15 protein-coding genes and 1 pseudogene are annotated in these 17,907 nt (G+C 74.1%); 5 read left to right on the top strand and 11 right to left on the bottom strand.

All coding sequences use genetic code 11. The annotated features are described in order from the left end of the window. Positions 1–269 precede the first annotated feature (269 nt). The 5 genes from proC to AB0O40_RS34390 form a co-directional block, all read right to left on the bottom strand. Positions 270–1,079, bottom strand: a complete 810-nt coding sequence (proC, locus tag AB0O40_RS34370; protein WP_365049576.1) for a pyrroline-5-carboxylate reductase — start codon at positions 1,077–1,079, stop codon at positions 270–272. Positions 1,080–1,242: 163 nt separating this feature from the next. Then, on the bottom strand, positions 1,243–2,028 hold the full coding sequence (locus AB0O40_RS34375) for an ABC transporter permease (protein WP_365049578.1): 786 nt from the start codon (positions 2,026–2,028) through the stop codon (positions 1,243–1,245). Then, entirely contained in the window at positions 2,025–2,804 is a 780-nt protein-coding gene (locus tag AB0O40_RS34380; RefSeq protein ID WP_365049580.1) for an ABC transporter ATP-binding protein, read from the bottom strand. Before AB0O40_RS34380 ends, AB0O40_RS34375 begins: the two co-directional genes overlap by 4 nt. A gap of 144 nt (positions 2,805–2,948) precedes the next feature. Next, complete coding sequence (locus tag AB0O40_RS34385) at positions 2,949–3,395, bottom strand: hypothetical protein (RefSeq protein ID WP_365049602.1); 447 nt, start codon at positions 3,393–3,395, stop codon at positions 2,949–2,951. Between the two features lie 163 nt (positions 3,396–3,558). Further along, positions 3,559–3,825 carry a peptidase gene (locus tag AB0O40_RS34390; RefSeq protein WP_365049582.1) on the bottom strand — a complete coding sequence of 89 codons (267 nt, stop codon included), beginning with the start codon at positions 3,823–3,825 and terminating at the stop codon, positions 3,559–3,561. Between the two features lie 102 nt (positions 3,826–3,927). Between AB0O40_RS34390 and AB0O40_RS34395 the strand changes: the two genes are divergently transcribed. After that, positions 3,928–6,090, top strand: coding sequence for a serine/threonine-protein kinase (locus tag AB0O40_RS34395; protein ID WP_365049584.1), 2,163 nt, complete (start codon positions 3,928–3,930; stop codon positions 6,088–6,090). 76 nt (positions 6,091–6,166) lie between these two features. On the opposite strand, the gene ilvD is transcribed toward AB0O40_RS34395, so the two are convergent. The 4 genes from ilvD to AB0O40_RS34415 all read right to left on the bottom strand — a co-directional run bounded on the left by ilvD (position 6,167) and on the right by AB0O40_RS34415 (position 10,770). Continuing rightward, positions 6,167–8,017 carry a dihydroxy-acid dehydratase gene (gene ilvD / locus AB0O40_RS34400; RefSeq protein ID WP_365049586.1) on the bottom strand — a complete coding sequence of 617 codons (1,851 nt, stop codon included), beginning with the start codon at positions 8,015–8,017 and terminating at the stop codon, positions 6,167–6,169. A gap of 154 nt (positions 8,018–8,171) precedes the next feature. Beyond that, a complete protein-coding gene (locus tag AB0O40_RS34405) occupies positions 8,172–8,789 on the bottom strand; it encodes a TetR family transcriptional regulator (protein WP_365049587.1) in 618 nt (205 codons plus the stop codon). Further along, a complete protein-coding gene (locus AB0O40_RS34410) occupies positions 8,786–9,610 on the bottom strand; it encodes a sugar phosphate isomerase/epimerase (RefSeq protein ID WP_365049589.1) in 825 nt (274 codons plus the stop codon). The genes AB0O40_RS34405 and AB0O40_RS34410 overlap by 4 nt, the downstream gene beginning before the upstream one ends. 230 nt (positions 9,611–9,840) lie before the next feature. After that, entirely contained in the window at positions 9,841–10,770 is a 930-nt protein-coding gene (locus tag AB0O40_RS34415) for a Ppx/GppA phosphatase family protein (protein ID WP_365049591.1), read from the bottom strand. Between the two features lie 58 nt (positions 10,771–10,828). On the opposite strand from AB0O40_RS34415, the gene AB0O40_RS34420 reads away from it, so the two are divergent. After that, complete coding sequence (locus AB0O40_RS34420) at positions 10,829–11,647, top strand: hypothetical protein (RefSeq protein WP_365049593.1); 819 nt, start codon at positions 10,829–10,831, stop codon at positions 11,645–11,647. 61 nt (positions 11,648–11,708) lie between these two features. On the opposite strand, the gene AB0O40_RS34425 is transcribed toward AB0O40_RS34420, so the two are convergent. Further along, complete coding sequence (locus tag AB0O40_RS34425; RefSeq protein ID WP_365049595.1) at positions 11,709–13,493, bottom strand: hypothetical protein; 1,785 nt, start codon at positions 13,491–13,493, stop codon at positions 11,709–11,711. Positions 13,494–13,662: 169 nt separating this feature from the next. Here AB0O40_RS34425 and radA point away from each other — a divergent pair, with 169 nt between their 5' ends. Together radA and disA are read left to right on the top strand one after the other, a co-directional pair. Then, positions 13,663–15,063: a DNA repair protein RadA gene (radA, locus tag AB0O40_RS34430; protein ID WP_365049597.1), complete on the top strand. Its 1,401-nt coding sequence runs from the start codon at positions 13,663–13,665 to the stop codon at positions 15,061–15,063. A 345-nt stretch (positions 15,064–15,408) separates the two neighbouring features. Continuing rightward, positions 15,409–16,533, top strand: coding sequence for a DNA integrity scanning diadenylate cyclase DisA (gene disA, locus AB0O40_RS34435; protein ID WP_365049599.1), 1,125 nt, complete (start codon positions 15,409–15,411; stop codon positions 16,531–16,533). A gap of 104 nt (positions 16,534–16,637) precedes the next feature. Here disA and AB0O40_RS34440 read toward each other — a convergent pair whose 3' ends face one another. Further along, positions 16,638–17,450: a hypothetical protein gene (locus tag AB0O40_RS34440; RefSeq protein ID WP_365049600.1), complete on the bottom strand. Its 813-nt coding sequence runs from the start codon at positions 17,448–17,450 to the stop codon at positions 16,638–16,640. 159 nt (positions 17,451–17,609) lie between these two features. Here AB0O40_RS34440 and AB0O40_RS34445 point away from each other — a divergent pair. After that, positions 17,610–17,907 (top strand): annotated as a pseudogene (locus AB0O40_RS34445) (hypothetical protein); the annotation flags it as partial.

Here is a 17,907-nt window from a genome sequence, read left to right on the forward strand (position 1 = left end):
TAGCGGATTCCTCGCTCCCGAGCTAATCGGGGGCGTGCCCTTCGGACACGGATTCCTCATTCGCAAATACGCATGAAAACGAGACGACAAAGTGCGTCGTTCGTTCGATTGGGTGCTTGCGGAATGGCTGTCCGGGGACCGACCGGAGTCGGCGCTCACGTCGGACAACTCGGAGAACACTACGGACCGAGGGGGGTCGTGTCAACCCCCGTCGGTCCGTCACCCTTTCGGGTCGGTGCGGCCGACCCGCAGGTCAGCCCGCGGGCCGGTCAGCCGTTGCCGGAGGCCAGCTCGCGGCTGCGGTCCCGGGCGGCTTCGAGCGCGGCGATCAGGGCGGCCCGTACGCCGTGGCGTTCCAGTTCGACGATGGCGTTGATGGTCGTGCCGGCCGGGGAGGTCACGGCCTCGCGGAGCTTGACCGGGTGCTCGCCGCTGTCGCGCAGCATCACGGCGGCGCCGATGGCGGCCTGCACGATCAGGTCGTGCGCCTGGGCACGGGGCAGGCCCAGCAGGATGCCGGCGTCGGTCATCGCCTCGACCAGGTAGTAGAAGTACGCCGGGCCCGAGCCGGAGAGGGCGGTGGCCGCGTCCTGCTGGGACTCGGGGACGCGCAGGGTCTTGCCGACCCCGCCGAAGATCTCCTCGGCGTGCGCCAGGTGCTCGGCGGTGGCGTGGCTGCCGGCCGAGATGACGGACATGGCCTCGTCGACCAGCGCCGGGGTGTTCGTCATGACCCGGACCACCGGGGTGCCGGGGGCCAGCCGCTCCTCGAAGAAGGAGGTGGGGACGCCGGCGGCGCCGCTGATGACCAGCCGGCCGGCCGGGACGTGCGGGGCGAGCTCTTCGAGGAGCTTGCCCATGTCCTGCGGCTTGACCGTGAGGATCAGGATGTCGGCGCGCTTGGCGGCCTCGGCGTTGGTGACCGCCTCGACGCCGTACCGGGTGCGCAGCTCCTCGGCGCGCTCGGCGCGGCGGGCGGTGACGAGCAGGTGCGAGGCGGGCCAGCCGCCCCGGATCATCCCGCTCAGCAGGGCCTCGCCGATCTTGCCGGTACCGAGGACTGCGACTGTCTGGGTCATGCGGACTCACCTCGCCGAGCTGGTGCTGCTGCTGCACGCACGTGCGCCACGTGCGCTGACGTCTGTCCGCTCATCCTTGCACCCGGGCCCGCGGCGGGGTCGGGGCCGTCCACAGAGCGGTCAACCTGCGGTGGAGCCTTCCTCGGGGCGGGCCTGGCGGCGGTCAGTCGGTGCGGCGGCGGAGGGTGGCCGCGCCCAGGGCCAGGACCAGCAGGGCGCAGCCGGCCACGATCAGGACGTCGCGGAGGAAGTCGCCGGTGACCTCGCTGTGGTGGAGCACCTGGTTCATCCCGTCCACCGCGTAGGACATGGGGAGGACGTCGGAGACGGCCTCGAGGGCCGGCTGCATGGTGGAGCGGGGCGCGAAGAGTCCGCAGAGCAGCAGCTGGGGGAAGATCACCGCCGGCATGAACTGGACGGCCTGGAACTCGGAGGAGGCGAAGGCCGAGACGAAGAGGCCGAGGGCGGTGCCGAGCAGCGCGTCGAGCAGGGCGACCAGGAGCAGCAGCCAGGGCGAGCCGGTCACGTCGAGCCCGAGGGTCCAGAGGGCGACGCCGGTGGCGAGGGTGGACTGGACGACGGCGACGGCACCGAAGGCGAGGGCGTAGCCGGCGATGAGGTCGCCCTTGCCGAGGGGCATGGCGAGGAGTCGTTCGAGGGTGCCGGAGGTGCGTTCGCGCAGGGTGGCGATGGAGGTCACCAGGAACATCGTGATGAGCGGGAAGATCCCGAGGAGCGAGGCGCCGATGCCGTCGAAGGTGCGCGGGCTGCCGTCGAAGACGTAGCGCAGCAGGACCAGCATGACGACCGGGACCAGGAGCATCAGGGCGATCGACCGCGGGTCGTGGCGCAGCTGGCGCAGCACGCGGGCGGCGGTGGCGAGGGTGCGGAATCCAGACGGCGCGAGGCGCGGCCTTGCGGGGGTGGTGGTGGGCGACGGGTGGGTCATCGTGCGTCTCCGGTGGTGGCGGCCTGGTTGGCGGCGTCGACGAGGTGGAGGAAGCCCTCTTCGACGGTGTCGGCGCCCGTGCGGCGGCGGAGGGCGTCGGGGGTGTCCTGGGCGAGGATCCGGCCCTCGCGCATCAGGAGCAGGTCGTGGCAGCGCTCGGCCTCGTCCATGACGTGCGAGGAGACGAGCAGGGTGGCGCCGCGGTCGGCGGTGATGCGGTGGAAGAGGTCCCACAGGTCGCGGCGGAGTACGGGGTCCAGACCGACGGTGGGTTCGTCGAGGACCAGCAGCTCGGGGGTGCCGAGCAGGGCGACGGCGAGGGAGACGCGGTTGCGCTGGCCGCCGGAGAGCCGGCCGGCCAGGGCGTCGGCGTGGCCGGTGAGGTCGACGTCGTGCAGGGCCTGCTCGACGGTGGCGCGGCGGCGGGCGGCGGCGGCGCGGCCGGGGTCGAGCACGGCGGCGAAGTAGTCGAGGTTCTGGCGGACGCTGAGGTCGTCGTAGACGGAGGGCGCCTGGGTGACGTAGCCGATCCGGGAGCGCAGGGCCGGGTCGCCGGCGGGTCGGCCGAGGACGTCGAGGGTGCCGGTGACCTTGGCCTGGCTGCCGACGAGGGCGCGCATCAGGGTCGTCTTGCCGCAGCCGGAGGGGCCGAGGAGGCCGGTGATGCGACCGCGGGGGACCTCGAAGTCGAGGCCGCGCAGGACCTCGCGGGTGCCGCGGGTGACGCGGAGGGCGCGGGCGTGGACCGCGGCTCCTCCACCATTTTTATTCATCATGTGCGGAATAATGCTCCTGGGGGTGCCGCCCGTCAAGGCGCCCGGCGGGGCCCGCGGATGCGGACCGCCCCGGGAACGCGCAACGGCCCGCACCCCGGGTCGGGGTGCGGGCCGTTGGCCGAAGGGAGAGGAGCGGAGCGGCGGCTACTTCTTGCGCTTGCGCCGCGCGGCGGGGTTGCCGGTACGGGAGGCGCGGCGGCGCTCGAACTCGGCCGCGGCGCGCTCGTACTCGGCGCGGCGCAGCTTCTCGCCGGGGGCCTCCACGAGCGAGCGGAGGAAGTAGGCGATGAGGGAGCCGATGAAGCCGATGGCCTTGAGGCCCTTGAGGGAGGCGTCGTCGGTGCCGGGGGCCGGGCGCTTGGAGAAGGACTCCCAGGTCTTGACGAAGGCGATCGCGCTGCACACCGCGAACATCACCACGACGGTCACCGAGACGAAGCCGCCGACGTCGCCGAGCTGCAGGCCCTCGTACGCGAAGCGCAGGACGAAGGCGGCGGCCACGGCGGCGAGCAGGGAGCCGGCCGCGGCGCCGGCCCGGCGCAGGGCGTAGCCGTTGTCGTGGTTGACCCAGGTGGTGCCGAAGAAGCGGATCTCCTCGGGCTGCGGGCCCGGGGCGGCAGCGGGCTTGGCCGGCGCGGGGCGGGCGGCGGCTGCGCCGCTGTCGTCGACTTCTCGTTCATCGCTCACACCGACGATTATCCCAGCCCCGGGGGCGTAATCCGGCGGTGGATTCCCGGGGCGGAACGGGTGGAGATCAGGAGCAACGCGGAGCGATGTATCCGTCGCGTCCGGTGTGGACGTAGGCGTCGGCGACGAACTGACCGTTGGCGATGTTGTCCCATATGTTGGATGTGCCGTAAGGGCCCGAGACCGTCGTGCCGGAGCACTGGCAGTTGATCGGCACGGACGCGCCCTCGCCGAGCACCTTGACGATGCTGTAGTTCGTCCCCGGGCCGCTGCGGACATTCACGCGGTATCCGGGTGCCACCTGGTACCGGGCCGTTACTGCGTCGCCGCTCATGCGACTCTCCCCCAATGCTTCACGGTGTGTGACTCGCGCAGGCTAGCAGGGCTCGGTAGGCTCCCCGGGCGCGAATGCGTACGAAGCACACGGGGGGTGGGCATGCCGCGCTCGGCGCAGCCCGCGCATCCGGCTCAGCCGGAATACGCGGGGCAGTACCGGCTGGAATCCGTACTCGGTTCCGGCGGCATGGGCGTGGTGCACCTGGCCACCTCGGCCTCCGGCCTGCGGCTCGCCGTGAAGGTCGTGCACGCCGAATTCGCGGCCGATCCCGAGTTCCGGGCCCGCTTCCGGCAGGAGGTGACGGCTGCCCGCCGGGTCTCGGGCGCCTTCACCGCGGCGGTGGTCGACGCCGACCCCGATGCCGAGCGGCCCTGGATGGCCACGCTTTTCGTGGACGGGCCGACCCTGTCCGAGCGGGTCAAGCGGAATCCCCTCGAAACGCACGAACTGAACCGGCTGGGCGCCGGACTCGCCGAGGCGTTGCGCGATATCCACCGGGCCGGTCTGGTGCACCGGGATTTGAAGCCGAGCAATGTCCTGATGGCCGGCGACGGCCCGAAGGTCATCGACTTCGGAATTTCCCGCCCGTACGACAGCGATCTGCGCACCGAGACCGGGAAGTTGATCGGCACGCCGCCGTTCATGGCTCCGGAACAGTTCCAACGGCCGCGCGAGGTCGGACCGGAAGCGGACGTATTCGCGATGGGCGCGGTACTCGTGCACGCGGCGACCGGCCGGGGTCCTTTCGATTCCGACAGCCCCTATCTGGTCGCTTATCAGGTGGTTCATCACGAACCGAACCTGAACGACGTTCCGGAAGAACTGCGGCCGGTCATCGAGCGCTGCCTGCAGAAGGACCCGGCGAAGCGGCCCACGACCGACGCGCTGATCGCCGCGCTGCGCTCGGCGGCCTACCCGACCTCGGAGGACACCCGCGCCTTCATACCGGCGCCGCGGGACCCGGTCGGCGCCCGGTCGCAGCAGGACACCCACCGGCGGTCCCGGATCCCGGTCCCCGAGCCGGTGGCGGAGCCGTCCGCGCCCGCCCGGCGGCGGCCCGGCCGGCGGGTGCTCCTGGCCGGCGCGGCCGTCCTGCTGGCGGGGGCCGGCGTGGCGGCGTACCTCGTGACCGGGGCGGCGGGCGGGGAGCCGGCGGCGCCGGTCGTGGCCCACCGGACGGGCCCGCCGGCCGGTGGGCCCTGGGCGGTGTCCCTCGGGACCGCCGGGGCGGACAACCGCACTCCCGTCTGCACGTACGGGGAACCCGGCGCGGTCTACTGCAAGGCGCCGGGGCTGACCGCGGCGCGGCTGGACCCGGCGGACGGCGCGGTGCGCTGGTCGGTCAAGGCCCCGGGCGGGGCGGCCCGGGCCGAGGCGGACCGGGCGCCGGCGGCGCGGGCCGGGCTGGTGTACGCGGTCGCGCCGGGCGGGGACGCGCTGCTCGCGCTCGACGCCGGCACCGGTGCGCGCCGGTGGTCCGTGCCGGTCACCGGATCGGCGACGCCGCTGACGGCCGGCAAGTCGGTGCTGCTGGCCGCCTCGGACGGGCGGGTGACCGCGCTGGACGCGGCGACCGGCCGTCTCCGGTGGTCGAAGCGGCTCGGCGGCGTCGGCGCCCAGTGGCTGGTGGCCCCGGACGGGGCCACCGCGTTCGCGGTCACCGCCGGCGAGGCGGACGGGGCGAGCACGGTGACGGCCTTCGCCGCCGACACCGGGCGGCAGCTCTGGCAGCGGCGGGTGCAGGGCGACCTGACGCCCGTGGGCAGCGCCGCGGGCGGGCTGGTCCTGCTGCGGGCCGACCGGTCGGCGCTGACCGATGCCGTGGTCCGGGTCGACCTGCGCACGGCCGCCGTCCGGCGGTTGCCGCTGCGGATCCCGGTGGACCAGGCCCAGGCGGCGGTGGGTGCGGACGGCACCACGTACGTGATCGGTGCACTGGGCGGGCTGATCGCGGTACGGACGGACGGCGCGGCGGCGGGTGCCCGGGCCGAGGCGTGGCGGTACGAGACCTCGGTCTCGCACGCGTCGCGGCCGGTGGCCGCCGGCGGCCGGGTGTACCTGTCGGCGGCCGACGGGCGGCTGCTGGCGGTGGACGGCCGCAGCGGAGCGCTGCTCGGGCAGACCCGGCCCCGGCCGGGCCCCGGTACCGCCTCGGTCCTCCCGACGGTGCCGACGCCCTTCGTGCACGGCGACCGGGTCTACGCCGGCGCCCCCGACGGCTCGGTCTTCGCGGTGGACGCCCGGGAGCCGGGGGGCTGGTGACGGTGGCCGGGGGGTGGCGGACGACGAAGCGGCCGGCCCGGGTCAGTCGGGGCGGCCGCTTCGGGATCGGGGTGGGTCAGCCGAGCTTGGAGACGTCCCGGACGGCGCCCTTGTCGGCGCTGGTGGCCATGGCGGCGTAGGCGCGCAGGGCCGCGGAGACCTTGCGCTCGCGGTCCTTGGGGGCGTAGACGCCGCCCAGGGCTTCACGACGGGCCGTCAGCTCCTCCTCGGGGACGAGGAGTTCGATGGAGCGGTTGGGGATGTCGATGCGGATCCGGTCGCCGTTCTCCACCAGGGCGATGGTGCCGCCGGAGGCCGCCTCCGGGGAGGCGTGGCCGATGGAGAGGCCCGAAGTGCCGCCGGAGAAGCGGCCGTCGGTGACCAGCGCGCAGGTCTTGCCCAGGCCCCGGCCCTTGAGGAAGGAGGTGGGGTAGAGCATTTCCTGCATGCCGGGGCCGCCGCGCGGGCCCTCGTAGCGGATCACGACCACGTCGCCGTCCACGACCTGCTTGGAGAGGATCTTCTCGACGGCCTCGTCCTGGGACTCGCAGACCACGGCCGGGCCCTCGAAGGTCCAGATGGACTCGTCGACGCCGGCGGTCTTCACCACGCAGCCGTCCTCGGCGAGGTTGCCCTTGAGGACGGCGAGGCCGCCGTCCTTGGAGTACGCGTGCTCGACGGAGCGGATGCAGCCGCCCGCGGCGTCCAGGTCCAGGGTCTCCCAGCGCTCGGACTGCGAGAAGGCGGTGGCGGAGCGCTTGCAGCCGGGGGCGGCGTGCCACAGCTCCATGGCCTCGGCGCTGGCGGTGCCCGAGCGGGCGTCCCAGGTGCCCAGCCACTCCTCCATGGAGGTGGAGTGGACGGTGTTGACGTCCTTGTTGAGCAGGCCGCCGCGGTACAGCTCGCCGAGGATGGCGGGGATGCCGCCGGCCCGGTGCACGTCCTCCATGTAGTAGGTGCCGCCGGGCGCGACGTTGGGCGCGACCTTGGCCAGGCACGGGACCCGGCGCGAGACCGCGTCGATGTCCTTGAGGTCGTAGTCCAGGCCCGCCTCCTGGGCGGCGGCCAGCAGGTGCAGGATCGTGTTGGTGGAGCCGCCCATCGCGATGTCGAGCGCCATGGCGTTCTCGAAGGCCTCGCGGCTGGCGACGTTGCGGGGCAGGACGGAGGCGTCGTCCTGCTCGTAGTAGCGCTTGGTGATCTCGACGACCGTGCGGCCGGCCTCCTCGTAGAGGGCGCGGCGGGCGGTGTGGGTGGCGAGCACCGAGCCGTTGCCCGGGAGGGCCAGGCCGATGGCCTCGGCGAGGCAGTTCATGGAGTTGGCGGTGAACATGCCGGAACAGGAGCCGCAGGTCGGGCAGGCGTTCTCCTCGATGCGCAGCACGTCCGCGTCGGAGATCTTGTCGTTGGCCGCGTCGACCATGGCGTCGATCAGGTCGAGCTTGCGGACGGTGCCGTCGACGAGGGTGGCCTGGCCGGCCTCCATCGGGCCGCCGGAGACGAAGACCACCGGGATGTTCAGGCGCAGCGCGGCCATCAGCATGCCGGGGGTGATCTTGTCGCAGTTGGAGATGCAGATCAGGGCGTCGGCGCAGTGCGCCTCGACCATGTACTCCACGCTGTCGGCGATCAGGTCGCGGGAGGGCAGCGAGTAGAGCATGCCGGCGTGGCCCATGGCGATGCCGTCGTCGACCGCGATGGTGTTGAACTCGCGGGGGACGGCCCCGGCGGCGCGGATGGCGTCCGAGACGATCCGGCCGACCGGCGCGAGGTGGGTGTGGCCGGGGACGAACTCGGTGAAGGAGTTCGCCACCGCGATGATCGGCTTGCCGATGTCTTCACTCGCTACGCCCGATGCGCGCATGAGGGCGCGGGCGCCCGCCATGTTGCGGCCGTGGGTGACGGTGCGGGACCTCAGCTCGGGCATCGGGTTCACTCCCCAGTAGCGGCGCAGTCGGAGACTGCGGATACGACTGCCTACGAGCCTACGCCCCGGGCCCAGGATCCGGACAGGGCGTCCGGATGCCGGGACGTGCGGGTCACTCCTCGGGCACCGCCCCTCGGGGTGCCGGGCGGCCCGGTCAGGCCTCGGTGAGGTACCGCTGGAGGGTGGGCGCCACCTGCGCGACGATCTCCTCCGGGTCCGCCGAGGCCAGCGGCTCCAGCTGGATCACGTACCGCGCGATCGCGATGCCGATCATATGGGCCGCGGCCAGCTCGGCCCGGAACTCCGGGTCGGGGACGTCGAGCTCGCGGGCGATCCGCTCCAGCAGCCGGCGCAGCACGAACTGCCGCAGCACCTTGGCCGCCGCCTCGTGGGTCAGGGCCGAGCGGACCACCGCCAGCAGCGGGGCGCGGGTGGTCTCGTTCTCCCAGACGGCGAGGAAGTACCGGGCCAGGCGCTCGCCGAGGCCGTCGGGGCCGCCGCCGAGGACGGCCGGGACGGCCTGCTCGCTGTCGAAGGAGACCTCCACGGCGGCGGCGAAGACCTCTTCCTTCGTGCCGAAGTAGTGGTGCACCAGCGCCGCGTCGACGCCGGCCGCCTTCGCGATGCCGCGGACCGAGGTCTTGTCGTAGCCGCGGGCGGCGAACTCCTCGCGGGCCGCGCGCCGGATCAGCTCCCGGGCGCCGGGGCCGGCGGCGGCCTCGGCGCGGGAGGGCCGGCCGCGTCCGCGGCGGGGCTGTGCGGTGTCGCTCACGTACGGGGCACCCGCAGGGCGGAGGCGAGGTGCAGCCGGGTGAAGGCCAGCGCCTCGGCGAGGTCGGCCTCGCGTTCGGCGGCCGACATCGCGCGGCGGGTGTTGACCTCGATGACGACGTGGCCGTCGAAGCCGCCGAGGGCCAGGCGCTCCAGCAGCTCGGCGCAGGGCTGGGTGCCGCGGCCGGGGACCAGGTGCTCGTCCTTGGCGGAGCCGTTGCCGTCGGCGAGGTGGACGTGGGCCAGCCGGTCGCCCATGCGGTCGATCATCGCGGTGGCGTCGGTGCGGGCGGTGGCGGTGTGCGAGAGGTCGACGGTGAAGTGCCGGTAGTCGTCCTTGGTGACGTCCCACTCGGGGGCGTACGCCAGCATCTCGCGGTCCTTGTACCGCCAGGGGTACATGTTCTCGACGGCGAACCGGACGTCGGTCTCGTCGGCCATCCGCCAGATGCCCTCGACGAACTCCCGGGAGTACTGGCGCTGCCAGCGGAAGGGCGGGTGCACGACCACGGTCGAGGCGCCCAGCTTCTCGGCGGCGGCCCGGGCGCGCTGGAGCTTGACCCAGGGGTCGGTGGACCAGACCCGCTGGGTGATCAGGAGGCAGGGGGCGTGGATCGCGAGGATCGGCACCTGGTGGTAGTCGCTCAGCCTGCGCAGGGCCTCGACGTCCTGGCTGACCGGGTCCGTCCAGACCATGACCTCGACGCCGTCGTAGCCCAGGCGCGCGGCGATCTCGAAGGCGGTCGCCGTCGACTCCGGGTAGACCGAGGCCGTGGACAGCGCGACCTTCGCGTCGGGGATGCGCACGACTGGTTCTGCCACGGGGACAGATTACGGGCCGCGCGCCCGGGCCGGGCCCCAGCCCACGGATCCGCCGGCGCGGGCATGGCGTACCCGGCCGCCGGTGTCCCCGGCGGGGCACGCCATGAGCAGGGGCCGGGCGCAGGTTTCGGGGCTCCGCCCCGGACCCCGCGCCTCAAACGCCGGCGCGGCTGGACTTACCCCGCCCGTGGCACTCGGCTGCCCCGCCACCGGGGCTGGATTGGCGCGGGTTACGACGGGAGGTGGTCGAGGCGGCGGAGGATGAGGCCTTCTCGCAGGGCCCAGGGGCAGATTTCCAGTTCGTCCACGCCGAAGAGGTCCATGGCGCCTTCGGCGACCAGCGCGCCGGCCAGGAGCTGGCCGGCCCGGCCCTCGGAGACGCCCGGGAGCTGGGCCCGTTCCGCGGCCGTCATGGCGGCCAGCTTGGGGACCCACTCCTCCAGGGACTTGCGGGTCAGGTCGCGCTGGACGTACAGGCCGTCCGCGGAGCGGGCCGCGCCCGCGATCCGGGCGAGCTGCTTGAAGGTCTTGGAGGTGGCGACCACGTGGTCCGGGGCCCCGAAGCGGGCGAACTCCCCGACGGTCCGGGCGATCTGCGCCCGCACGTGCCGCCGCAGCGCGCGCACGTCCGCGGGGTCGGCCGGGTCCCCCGGCAGCCAGCCGTTGGTGAGCCGCCCGGCCCCCAGCGGCAGCGACACCGCGGCGTCCGGCTCCTCGTCGATGCCGTAGCCGATCTCGAGCGATCCTCCGCCGATGTCGAGGACCAGCAGCTTGCCCGCGGACCAGCCGAACCAGCGGCGGACCGCCAGGAAGGTCAGCCGGGCCTCCTCCTCGCCGCTGAGGACCTGGAGCTCGACGCCGGTCTCCTCACGGACCCGGCACAGCACCTCGTCCGCGTTGGTGGCCTCGCGCACCGCCGAGGTCGCGAAGGACAGGACCTGCTCGCAGCCCTTGTCCTCGGCCGCCTGCGCCGCGCCGGCGATCACGGCGACGAGCTTGTCCACGCCCTCCGGGCCGATGGCCCCGGCCGGGTCGAGGAGCTCCGCGAGCCGCAGCTCGGCCTTGTGGGAGTGCGCGGGCAGGGGTCGGGCACCGGGGTGCGCATCCACCACCAGCAGATGCACCGTGTTCGAACCCACATCAAGGACACCGAGTCTCATGAAAGGAACGCTACTGCGATTCGGCCATTCGGCCTGCCACCCGCCTTAGGCTTGGGGTGTGCCAAATACGAAGAAGGCCAAGAAGCAGGCAAAAACCCCCAAGAAGTCGAAGCGTTCCGACGAGGTCGGGCTCGACTTCCCGCGCGCGTGGGCCGAGTTCCCGGACCCGGCCGACGACGAGCAGGTCTTCCGCTGCGACCTGACGTGGCTGACCTCCCGCTGGACCTGCATCTTCGGCAGCGGCTGCCAGGGCATCCAGGCCGGCCGCGCGGACGACGGCTGCTGCACGCTGGGCGCGCACTTCTCCGACGAGGAGGACGAGGCGCGGGTGGCCGGGCACGTGGCGCGGCTCACCCCCGAGCTGTGGCAGTTCCACGACCAGGGCAAGGCCGCGGGCTGGACCCAGCTCGACGAGGACGGCGACAAGCAGACCCGCCGCTGGGAGGGGTCCTGCATCTTCCAGAACCGGCCCGGCTTCGCGGGCGGCGCGGGCTGCTCGCTGCACATCCTGGCGCTCAAGGAGGGCCGGGAGCCGCTGGAGACCAAGCCGGACGTGTGCTGGCAGCTGCCGGTGCGGCGGACGTACGAGTGGATCGACCGCCCGGACGACACCCGGGTGCTCCAGGTCTCGATCGGCGAGTACGACCGGCGCGGCTGGGGTCCCGGCGGCCACGACCTGCATTGGTGGTGCACCTCGGCGACCTCGGCGCACGGCGCGGGCGAGCCGGTGTACGTCACGTACAAGCCCGAGCTGACCGAGCTGATGGGCAAGGAGGGGTACGAGGTGCTGGCCGGGCTCTGCGAGCAGCGGCTGGCCTCGCTCCTGCCGATGGCCCCGCACCCGGCCGACCCGGCGCCGGCCGCCGGCGCGGTCTGAGGCGCCTCCCGGACCGGGCCCCCGGTCCGGTCCCGGGCCCGCCGCGCGGGCCCCGCGCCCGCTAGCTCGTGGGCGAGGCCTCGGGGCTCGGGGTCTCCGAGGGGGAAACCGTTCCTTCTGTGGGGGTCGGGGTCGGCTCCTCCGTCGGGGTCGGGGTGGGCGTCGGCGTGGGGGTCGGCGACGGGCTCTGGGCCGTCGCCGACGGGGTGGGCGTCGGGGTCGGGGTCGGCGTGGGCGTCGGGGTGACCGGGCGGGCCGGACCGCGGCCCTCCATCGTGAGCACGGCGCCCGAGGGGTCCACCCCGAGGCGGGCGATCCAGTCGCCCTCCGGTTCGACGGTCCGGTCGACGGTGATCCGTACGGTGAAGGTCTCGCCGGGCTCGAGCGTCCCGGCGGCGCGGGACATCCGCAGCCAGGAGGCGTCCGTCCACAGCTTCCAGTCGACCGGGGAGCCGCCGCCGGCCTTGAGGACGACGAAGGTCGCGCCGCCGGAGGCGTAGGCCTCGACGGTGAGGCGGCCGGGCACCTTGCCGTCCTTCGCGGGCTCGGTGGGCCGGCCCGGGCTGATCACCTCGACGCTGATGTCCCGGGCGCCGCCGACGGTGAAGCCGGGATCGGGGCGGGTGCGGGCGTTGCCGGCGTTCTCGTAGGCGGCGTACGGGCCCCCGGCCGCGCGGGTGTGCCCGTCGGCCTCGGCGGCGGAGATGCGGGTGGCGCCGGCGGTGCCCTCGCCGGTCAGCGGGGCGCCCCGGTAGGCGGCCCACAGGGCGAGCACCGGGGCCGCGACCACGGTCGCCACGACCGTGGTGGTGACCGCGCGGGCCCGCAGCCGCTCGCGCCGGGCGGCCCGGTCCTTGGGGTCCATCGGGTAGCCGGTGCGGTCGAAGCGGGGGCTGGCCATCCGGGCACGCGGCAGGGCGCGGGCCGCCAGGTGCAGGGCGGCCCGGGGCGCGGGCACCAGCGGGAGGCTGGCGCGGGTCCGCCCGGAGCCGGGCCAGGGGCCGACGGCGTCCACCCGCTCGGCGACCCGGCGGCAGGCCGGGCAGTCGTCGACGTGCCGGACCAGTTCCGCGCGCAGGGCGGCGGAGAGCAGCACCTGGCTGTCGCCGGTCAGCCGGGAGACGGCCGGGCAGCTGCCGGTCTCGACCACGGCCAGCGCGGCCCGGGTGCGCTCCACCTCGCAGGCGGCCCCGGCCAGCAGCTCCCGGGCGGCCGCCGGGCCGAGTCCGAGGACGGCGGCCACCTCGGAGACGGCCAGCCCGTGCCGGACCGCCAGTTCGAGGGCTTCGCGCTGCTCCGGGGTGGTGCCGGCGGCCTCCGGCCAGGCCAGCCGGGACAGCTCGGCCTGCCGCCGGTCGGCGCCCGCCGGGTCGTCCGCCACGTCGTCGGACAGGTCGTCCGGAAGGTCCCCGGTGCCGTGGTCACGTACCGGTCCGGGGGCTTCTGCGGGCAGGTGTCCGGGCGCGCGGGAGGGCGCACCGACCCCGGCGTACGCCCGGGTCTGCTCCGGCGCACGCCGGGCGGTGTGCGCGCCCGGCCGGGCCCGGCGCTGGGCCGTCAGCCGCCGCAGGCAGGCCCAGCGGGCCAGGGCGTAGAGCCAGGCGCGCTGTTCGCCGGGGTCGGCGGGGCAGCGGCCGGAGTGCCGGTCGGCGACGACGAGCACGTCACCGAGGGCGTCGGTGGCCGCCTCGTGGTCGCACATCACCGACAGGCAGTAGGTGAACAGGCCGTCGAGGTGCGGCTCGTGGCGGGAGGGGGGCTGCTGCTCCGGCGTGCGGGGCGCGCGCCCGTGCGCCCGGTGTGCGCCGGTGCTCTGGGAGGGCTGGGCCTGACTGCTGCTTGTCACCCGGTGACCGTAGGAGCTGTGCCGCGGGCGCCCTGGAAGCCTTGAGCAGTTTTAATCCTTACGGGTGAACAGATCCCTGGTATGGCGACCGAGGGCCTGACGAACGGTTCCGTACCCGCCGCCGGGCGCTCCGGGGGCCCTGTCGGACCCGCCCGCTACGGTGGGACGCATGGCTGCCCGTACTTCCCGATCATCCGCCAAGGACCGGCCGTCCTACCGCTGCACCGAGTGCGGCTGGACCACCGCGAAGTGGCTCGGCCGCTGCCCCGAGTGCCAGGCCTGGGGGACGGTCGAGGAGACGGGCGCGCCCGCGGTGCGCACCACCGCCGCGGGCCGGGTCTCGACGGCCGCGCTGCCGATCGCGCAGGTCGACGGCCGGCAGGCGACGGCCCGCAGCACGGGCGTGGACGAGCTGGACCGGGTCCTCGGCGGCGGCCTGGTGCCCGGCGCGGTGGTGCTGCTGGCCGGCGAGCCGGGCGTGGGCAAGTCCACGCTGCTGCTGGACGTCGCGGCCAAGGCCGCCAGCGGCACCCACCGCACGCTGTACGTCACGGGCGAGGAGTCCGCGAGCCAGGTCCGGCTGCGCGCGGACCGGATCAACGCATTGAGCGACCACCTCTACCTGGCGGCCGAGACCGACCTGTCGGCGGTGCTGGGGCACCTGGACGCCGTCAAGCCCTCGCTGCTGGTCCTGGACTCCGTACAGACGGTCGCCTCGCCCGAGATCGACGGCGCGCCGGGCGGCATGGCGCAGGTCCGCGAGGTGGCCGGGGCGCTGATCCGGGCGTCCAAGGAGCGCGGGATGTCCACCCTGCTGGTGGGTCACGTCACCAAGGACGGCGCGATCGCGGGCCCCCGGCTGCTGGAGCACCTGGTCGACGTGGTGCTGAGCTTCGAGGGCGACCGGCACGCCCGGCTGCGGCTGGTGCGCGGGGTGAAGAACCGCTACGGCGCCACCGACGAGGTGGGCTGCTTCGAGCTGCACGACGAGGGCATCACTGGCCTGGCCGACCCGAGCGGGCTCTTCCTGACCCGGCGGGCCGAGGCCGTGCCGGGCACCTGCCTGACGGTGACGCTGGAGGGCCGCCGGCCGCTGGTGGCGGAGGTGCAGGCGCTGACGGTGGACTCGCAGATCCCCTCGCCCCGGCGGACCACCTCCGGGCTGGAGACCTCCCGGGTGTCGATGATGCTGGCGGTGCTGGAGCAGCGCGGGCGGATCTCGGCGCTGGGCAAGCGGGACATCTACTCGGCGACGGTCGGCGGGGTGAAGCTCTCCGAGCCGGCCGCGGACCTGGCGATCGCGCTGGCGCTGGCCTCGGCGGCCTCGGACACCCCGCTGCCGAAGAACCTGGTCGCCATCGGGGAGGTCGGGCTGGCCGGCGAGGTGCGGCGGGTGACCGGGGTGCAGCGGCGGCTGGCGGAGGCGCACCGGCTCGGCTTCACGCACGCGCTGGTGCCCGGCGACCCGGGCAAGGTCCCGGCCGGGATGACGGTCACGGAGGTCGCGGACATGGGCGACGCGCTGCGGGTGCTGCCCCGCAGCCGGCCCCGCCGGCCGGCCGCCGAGTAGCCCCGGAGCCTCCCGGTCAGGATGTGCGGGGAGGCGCTTGAACGGCTGTGGCAGGCTGGTCCGGAGGCAGGCCCGGGCCTGGGATCGCCGCAGGCGACGGCGAAGCCGCTTGTCCCAGGGGTGGGCCTGCCGCTGGGGGCACCTCCCAGCGGTAGCTGGGGGAGGCCTGACAGCCACAGCCGTTCAAGCGGCGGGGACCCGCGCATCCTGACCGGAGAGCCGCGTACGGGCGTGAAATCGGTCAGGACGGGCAAGCCACCAGGGGCGTGCAGACCGCGCCGGTAGACTTTGGGCTGGTCCGCCCGGCCGTGGTCGGGCACCGCAACCCGCGACCGGAGGAGTGCAGTGGCAGCCAAGGACGGGGCAGCAGCACCCGGGAAGTCCGGCGCGAGCTCCAAGCACGAGGCGCTGATGCGTGCCTCCCTGAGCGCTGTCGCGCCTGGTCAGCCCCTGCGCGACGGTCTGGAGCGGATCGTCCGCGGCAACACCGGCGGCTTGATCGTCCTGGGCATGGACAAGACCGTGGACGCCATGTGCACCGGCGGTTTCGTGCTCGACGTGGAGTTCACCGCCACCCGGCTGCGCGAGCTGTGCAAGCTCGACGGCGCGCTGATCCTCGACAAGGACATCACCAAGATCCTGCGGGCCGGCGTGCAGCTGGTCCCGGACGCGTCCATCCCCACCGAGGAGACCGGCACCCGGCACCGCACCGCCGACCGGGTCTCCAAGCAGTGCGGCTTCCCGGTGGTCTCGGTCTCCCAGTCGATGCGGCTGATCGCCCTGTACGTGGACGGCGAGCGCCGGGTGCTGGAGGAGTCCGGGGCGATCCTGTCCCGGGCCAACCAGGCGCTGGCCACGCTGGAGCGGTACAAGCTGCGGCTGGACGAGGTGGCGGGCACGCTCTCCGCGCTGGAGATCGAGGACCTGGTCACCGTCCGCGACGTGACCGCGGTCGCGCAGCGGCTGGAAATGGTCCGCCGGATCGCCACCGAGATCGCCGAGTACGTCCTGGAGCTGGGCACCGACGGCCGGCTGCTCTCGCTCCAGCTCGACGAGCTGACCGTGGGCGTGGAGGGCGAGCGGGAGCTGGTGGTGCGGGACTACGTCCCCGAGCCGACGGCGAAGCGTTCCCGCACGGTCGAGGAGGCGCTGGCGGAGCTGGACTCGCTGACCCACGCGGAGCTGCTGGAACTGCCCATCGTGGCGCGGGCGCTGGGGTACACCGGCTCGCCCGAGACGCTGGACTCGGCGGTCTCGCCGCGCGGGTACCGGCTGCTGGCGAAGGTGCCACGGCTGCCCGGGGCGATCATCGAGCGGCTGGTGGAGCACTTCGGCGGGCTGCAGAAGCTGCTCGCGGCGAGCGTGGACGACCTGCAGACGGTCGACGGCGTGGGCGAGGCCCGGGCGCGCAGCGTGCGCGAGGGGCTGTCCCGGCTTGCCGAGTCCTCGATCCTCGAGCGGTACGTCTGACCGGTCGCGGTACCCGAAAACCCTGCGCGGACCGGCCCCCGGGCCGGTCCGCGTCGTCGTGTCCGGCCGGGGGCCCGTCGGGCCCACGCGATCGGCCCCGGCGGTCAGTCCTTGGCGAGGACGAAGGAGGTGCGCAGCACCGGCAGGCCGGGGGCGCGGACCTCGACGAGGTAGGTGCCGGCCTCGGCGGCACCGGCCGCCGGCGACCCGCACTTCGCCGGGTCGCTGGCCTTGCGGTCCCACTCGACGGCGTGCGTGATGGCGGACTGGGCGGGCACCCGGTAGTAGCGGCCCGCTCCGTCGGCCGGGCAGTCCGCGGAGGACCAGAGCGCCTTGTCGTCACCGGGGCGGGTGAGGGTCAGGACGGCGGTGCGCGGGCCGAGGTCGACCTTGCAGGTGGTGCCGGAGGTGTTGGACGCCACCAGCTCCAACCGCGGCTTCTCGGTGGGCTCGTAGGAGTTCTGGACGCTGCGGACGCTCCACCGGACCGCGCCGGGCGCGCAGTTGGGGAGTGGGGAGCCGGCCGGGACCTGGACCGGGTCCGCGCCGGAGCCGGCGTTGCCGCTGCCCGGGTCGCCGTTCTTGCCGGTGCCCGCGTCGGCACCGGAGCCGCCGTCGGCGCCGGGGTCCGTACCGGAGTCGCCGCCGGTGCCCTCGGAGCCGGAGCCGCCCGACTCGCCCCGGCCGCCCGGGTACTGACTGATCGCCGGGCCGCTCTGCGACGGGCCGGGGGTGATCGGGGCGTGCGAACCGGGTTCGCCGGGGCCCTTGGAGTCCGTACTCGTCTTCTTGGCACCGGAACTGACGGCCCAGGTCGCGATGATGGCGAGCAGGGCGAAGACGGATGCCAGCACCGCCCTCCGACGCCAGTAGATGGAGGAGGGAAGCGGCCCGACCGGATTGCGCAGAGATCCCACGGAGGGAACTGTACGAGAGATCGGCGCGGGATCCGTGTCCCACCCGCCGCGCCGCCTCCGTGTTTTGGCGATCATCATCCCGCGGTCTGACGCCGTGGGAGCGGAATCGGCCAGGGGGCTGAGGTAGACATACTTCCGCTTTGCATACAGTCGGTCACCATGGACACCTCCGACCTCTATCGCGACGTGACGGACTTCGCCCACTCGACACCGGGCTGGGTGCAGTCGGTCGCCGAACTGTGGACCGAGGCCGGACTGCTCCTCTTCGGCGTCCTGTTCGTCGCCCTGTGGTGGCGGGCCCGGGCCGGGTCGGTCGCCGCGCTCGCCCTGGCCGTACTGGCGCCGCTGGCCACCGGGTTCGGGTACGTGGTCTCCGAACTGCTCAAGTCCGCGGTGCACGAGGACCGGCCCTGCCGGGCGGTGGCCGGGGCGCTGGCGCCGCTGGTGGCCTGTCCGC

This window comes from Streptomyces sp. NPDC089919, from assembly GCF_040684615.1.
In the GTDB taxonomy this organism is placed as follows: domain Bacteria; phylum Actinomycetota; class Actinomycetes; order Streptomycetales; family Streptomycetaceae; genus Streptomyces.

Bases quoted from the DNA above. Each gene is read 5' to 3' on its own strand.
- AB0O40_RS34375 (WP_365049578.1), bottom strand. From the start codon at position 2,028: ATGACCCACCCGTCGCCCACCACCACCCCCGCAAGGCCGCGCCTCGCG.
- AB0O40_RS34380 (WP_365049580.1), bottom strand. From the start codon at position 2,804: ATGATGAATAAAAATGGTGGAGGAGCCGCGGTCCACGCCCGCGCCCTC.
- radA (WP_365049597.1), top strand. From the start codon at position 13,663: ATGGCTGCCCGTACTTCCCGATCATCCGCCAAGGACCGGCCGTCCTAC.
- proC (WP_365049576.1), bottom strand. From the start codon at position 1,079: ATGACCCAGACAGTCGCAGTCCTCGGTACCGGCAAGATCGGCGAGGCC.
- AB0O40_RS34395 (WP_365049584.1), top strand. From the start codon at position 3,928: ATGCCGCGCTCGGCGCAGCCCGCGCATCCGGCTCAGCCGGAATACGCG.
- AB0O40_RS34390 (WP_365049582.1), bottom strand. From the start codon at position 3,825: ATGAGCGGCGACGCAGTAACGGCCCGGTACCAGGTGGCACCCGGATAC.
- ilvD (WP_365049586.1), bottom strand. From the start codon at position 8,017: ATGCCCGAGCTGAGGTCCCGCACCGTCACCCACGGCCGCAACATGGCG.
- AB0O40_RS34415 (WP_365049591.1), bottom strand. From the start codon at position 10,770: ATGAGACTCGGTGTCCTTGATGTGGGTTCGAACACGGTGCATCTGCTG.